The organism is Vibrio genomosp. F10 str. 9ZD137 (genome assembly GCF_049974785.1).
Lineage (GTDB): Bacteria > Pseudomonadota > Gammaproteobacteria > Enterobacterales > Vibrionaceae > Vibrio.
This window is the reverse complement of record NZ_JBNGCJ010000636.1, coordinates 1-4,632: the sequence shown is the minus strand read 5'-3', so window position 1 is coordinate 4,632 and position 4,632 is coordinate 1. Positions and strand designations below refer to the sequence as shown.

The following is a 4,632-nucleotide window of genomic DNA, read 5'->3' as shown; positions in this document are numbered from 1 at the left end:
TCGTCGGCAAACTGTTCGACATATTGATAGCGCTCGCCGATGTTTAAGTGGGTGGCTTTATCTATGATTAACCTAAGTTCATTCTTTTGATTCGTTTCATTCTGATCATCAACACCACTGAGTAACTCTTTTATGATCACGCCCAAGGAATAAATATCTGCTGAATTGGTGAGATAGTCTCCTTCTTTTTGTTCGGGGGCGGCATAACGATGACTAAGAGCCAGGATTGACGATTCTTCTGAATCTTGCTCGTCCCGTTGAATCATATTGAAATCAATCACTTTTGGCGTACCACATGCTTCGACTAGTATGTTTTCGGGCTTGAGATCGGCATGCAGCGTTTGATGTTTATGAGCGTGACTGATTGCAGAACAGACCTTAAGAAACAGCTCTAGGCGTTGTTTTTTACTATAACGCGTATGCGCCAAAAACTCGTTGAGCTTTCTTCCTTCAATCCGTTCCATGACCAGGTAGTTGATGCCCTGATAACTGCCGCCATCGATCACTTTAACAATGTTGGGATGATTGAGGCGAGCCAACATTTTGGCTTCGTTAAACATGGTAGAGCGGTCCAGTAGCTTGTGCAGAGAACGTCGAAAAAACTTAATCACGACGGACTGATCAAAGGTTTTGTTTTTGCGTTCAGCGAGATAGACAACACTCATTCCACCTTCATCTAGTTGTTCACCAACTTTGAATTTGTCGACGGTATGACCTGAGAGGTTAGGCACAGAATCGGCGCATTGGACAAGTTGATCATCAATGATGGCGGTCAAATGTAATTCATCGGACGAGTGAGCCTGAATGAGAGGTTGTATCTTCAGATAGTCGGCAAGATTGGAAGATTGCAGCTTATGTAACCAAGCGTCTTTGTCATCAACATCCAAATAATCGTAAAACAGAGAGGTCGCATTTTCACTAGAACTCATGTCGAGTCCACAAAACGTGAATTAAATTTACGGTTTTTTTCATAACATTCGTTCCTTGAATGAATGTTTAGCCATTCATTATGATGGCGCTGATTTTACAGAAGATTCTCTCTTTAAATCAAGCAGAGAAACACGCTTACTAGGAATGAAATCGATGAAAAAAACGAATCTATTGTGGGCCATGATGGCGACTCTTACACTGAGTGCATGTGGTAGTGATGATAACGAAAACGTAGCTGCTCCAAGTGCCAGCGGTTCAGGAAATGAAGTCTATAAAGCGATAGACGGTTACCTAATTGGGGCTGATGTGTATGTAGACAGGAACAAAAACCGTGTGGCTGATGGGAATGAGCTACTCCCTGCAAAAACTGATGAGAATGGAGAGTTTGTCCTTGATGAAGCAGATAAACAATACCCTGTCATTATCAGAGCCGTGGCTGGACAAACGTATGATTCCGATAAAGCAGGGCGCTTAAAGAGCAGTTTTGAATTCATAGCGGACAGCCGCATTAACCTAGTCACCCCATTTTCGACGATTGCGAGTAATGAAAATCTATCTTTAGAGGAGATTGCTAGCCAGGTTAACCTCCCTGTTGAGGTGATTGAAGGTGACTATGTATCGCAGAAAGTTTCATCAGGCAATAGTGATGTGGCGTCGCAAGCACACGCATTGGCAAGAGCGCTAACACAAGTCATTGGCAGTGATGATGTTCCGCAATCTGAGTTTATGGATGTAGCGCGTAGCATCAAAAGTGAAATCGACAGTGATGTGAATACAGGAAAGAACTTAGACAAACTCTTGTATAAGGTAGGCAGTGGTGGGGTTATTTCTACGGTTGATATGCCTAAAACGCTAAAAGCACATTTCCTAGAGGGCACCTTTTATTACGTTCATACCAACCAGTATGAGTTTAATGATGAAGGTATTTTCGAGCTGGATTTCGCAGAAACTGAACAAACTGTGATCAACGGTAGTGGTCGAACGTTCACTTGGCCGATTCAATATTTTGCCAAGGGATTTAAAGTTGGGACGGATAGTTTGGATGAGGTGATTTATGTCAGTGAGGATATTACGATATTAATGACGGGTTTCGGTGAGCTTGGATTTATGACCAAAACCGATGTTAAAACCGGTTATGTTAATGCTTACCAAGACGTTACTGCCAGTGACTATCAAGGGAAAACTTTCTACCATTTTTGGGATGATTCAACCACTGGCACGCCGAATCCTTCTTTTGTTAAGCTGAGTTTTGCGGAGCAAGGTAACCGTCTCGAGTTGACTGAAAATGGCCAAACTCGCGCTTTAGATTGGCTCATTCAAGGGAATGATTTGGTCATACAGGGTGCTCAAGATGGTGGAGATTGGGAAATCTCTCGAACTACTATCGCCAGTGAAGATTTCATTATCTTTAATGAAGGGCGTCACGGCACGCTTAACGTCCCTTACTTTATGACTGAAAATGAAGCACTAGCAGAAGCCATTTTTGCCGAATGGACGAAATAATCTAAGATCGACGCTAAAACATGGGCGTTAATATAAAAGGTCAGTAGCAGACGTTACTGACCTATTCCCCACCATTGTTGCTTTACGGTTTGTCGATTAACCAAAGACTGATCTAATCCAAACCCAGTGACCTGTTGTCCTTCACTAAGAACATGACAACCAAACAGTTTGTCCCAAATCGCTAACGCTGAACCAAAGTTCTTATCATAATGCTTTGGCTGAACACTGTGATGTATTTGATGCTGGGCGGGGCTAATAAAAAGGTGTTCAAGTTTTGAAAACCCAAGCCAAACAGGACTGTGTCTTAAATTACTGGCGCAAAGATTAAAGGCAAAGATAAATACATTGACGCCTATGATTTGGCTAACGGCAAGAGAGTTCTGAAAAGCATACAAAAATAAACCAGTAACGCTGGCACCAACGATAAGACTTCGAGCGGCATTAATGCACATTTCGACAGGGTGGATACGGTACAAGGTTAGCGGGGTCATATTGGTTGCACTGTGGTGAACCGCGTGAAATCGCCATAAAAATGGGAGCTTATGGAAAGAGAAGTGGACAAGGAATTTAAAAAAATCTTGGACTAAAAATAAGGAAAAAGAAAACAGTAACATTAACAGCGCCTGATCAATTTTCCAAAAATTGCCATGACCGAAAGCCTGCACCAACCATTGATTGACCGAGAGAGCGTAGCTGACCTGAAGTGCCATTAAGGGCAAAACAAGTAACTTGAAAAGCCATTGGTTGATGAACAGCCAAATGACGTCTACGGCACTTGATGCGTTAAACCATAATTTTAGCTTGAACAATTGTGTTCCTGAGATCCAGTATGCGATCAGGAAACTGATTAATAGATATAGCCAATAAGTTCGCTTTTCAGCAGACACTAGAAATGTCAACGGTGACAATAACGTCTCATGCCAATCCACGGTCTCTTCCTAACATCACTTTTTTCAATCTATCGACTCCCACGTAACGGTCTTCAATCTAAATAGCTTCAACTTAACTATTTTTAACTGATTAACTATTCTCAACGGATTAGCTATTTTCCATTTATGCATACCAATACACATTCCCTTCGTATTTGCCGTAATCCATACGCCATAACGTATTGTTAACTCGAGCGTTAAGGATAGTAACAAAATGTTTGCAATTGTAAATGCAAATCACTATCATTATTTAAATGATAACCATTATCAATAATTTATTCTCTAACGTAACTTCAATCAATATCAGGAAGATAGTTTAATGTTTACAAAAAAATCTATGTCGGCTGCGGTTTTATCAATGACCGCTATCGTCGGGTGCACGAACGAGACTGAAACCAAGCAAGTAAGTCCTGTGACAGAGCAAGATGTAAAAGCAAACTACATCAGCATGGCACATGCGGCTTATGCGGATTCACTGACGACGGCGCTGACATTACAACAATCTATCGAAGCACTGCTAGCGAAACCGACAGAGCAAAATTTAGAGAATGCCAAAGCCGCTTATAAGCTGGCGCGAGTGCCTTATCAGCAGTCTGAAATTATGCGTTGGGATACCGATATTACGCTTGAAGCAGGATTAGACAAAGACGGTGGATTGGTCAGTGTTGATGAGTGGGAAGGGCAAGTCAATGCGTGGCCACTCGATGAACAAGCGATTGATTATGTTCAAGGCAACGCGAATGCTGGCATCATCAACCAAGTAAATGGTCCAGAAATTACAGCACAATACCTGATTGATCAAAATGGTGTTGGTGGCGAAGCCAATGTGACCACGGGTTATCATGCCATTGAGTTCCTTTTATGGGGCCAGGATTTAAACGGTACTAACCCAGGGGCTGGCGAACGCAGTGTTAATGATTTCCAAACAGACGCGAGCGGTCAATGCAGTGCATCTAATTGTGACCGTCGTCGTCAATACCTTAGTGTTGCAACTCAACTTGTCGTTGACGATCTGAAAGCGATGACAGCCGAATGGACAGAAAAAGCGGTGATGACAGAAGGGACACTGGCGAATAACTTCAATAACTCAGAAGATGGGATCCGTTACATCTTGTTCGCTATGAAAGCGATGGCGACTGACGAACTGGCTTCTGCGCGCATGAACGAAGGTCTAGAAGGTGTCGATCCGGAACAAGAGCATGATTGCTTTAGTGACTTAAGTCATGTTGCTATTTATTACAACCACCAAAGTGTACGTAACGCTTTTTAC

The 4,632-nt window shown here is 42.4% G+C and carries 4 protein-coding genes; 2 read left to right on the top strand and 2 right to left on the bottom strand.

The genetic code is table 11. The annotated features are described in order from the left end of the window. On the bottom strand, positions 1-929 hold a 929-nt coding region (locus ACP45E_RS15400; RefSeq protein ID WP_069585203.1), incomplete at its 3' end, for a serine/threonine protein kinase. Between the two features lie 154 nt (positions 930-1,083). Here ACP45E_RS15400 and ACP45E_RS15395 point away from each other — a divergent pair. After that, the gene (locus ACP45E_RS15395; protein ID WP_017038830.1) at positions 1,084-2,433 is read left to right on the top strand and encodes a hypothetical protein; all 1,350 of its coding nucleotides are present in this window, start codon (positions 1,084-1,086) and stop codon (positions 2,431-2,433) included. Between the two features lie 53 nt (positions 2,434-2,486). On the opposite strand, the gene ACP45E_RS15390 is transcribed toward ACP45E_RS15395, so the two are convergent. Then, positions 2,487-3,362 carry a sterol desaturase family protein gene (locus ACP45E_RS15390; protein ID WP_017038829.1) on the bottom strand — a complete coding sequence of 292 codons (876 nt, stop codon included), beginning with the start codon at positions 3,360-3,362 and terminating at the stop codon, positions 2,487-2,489. A gap of 319 nt (positions 3,363-3,681) precedes the next feature. On the opposite strand from ACP45E_RS15390, the gene ACP45E_RS15385 reads away from it, so the two are divergent. Further along, on the top strand, positions 3,682-4,632 hold a 951-nt coding region (locus ACP45E_RS15385), incomplete at its 3' end, for an imelysin family protein (protein ID WP_069585201.1).

Bases quoted from the DNA above. Each gene is read 5' to 3' on its own strand.
- ACP45E_RS15395 (WP_017038830.1), top strand. From the start codon at position 1,084: ATGAAAAAAACGAATCTATTGTGGGCCATGATGGCGACTCTTACACTG.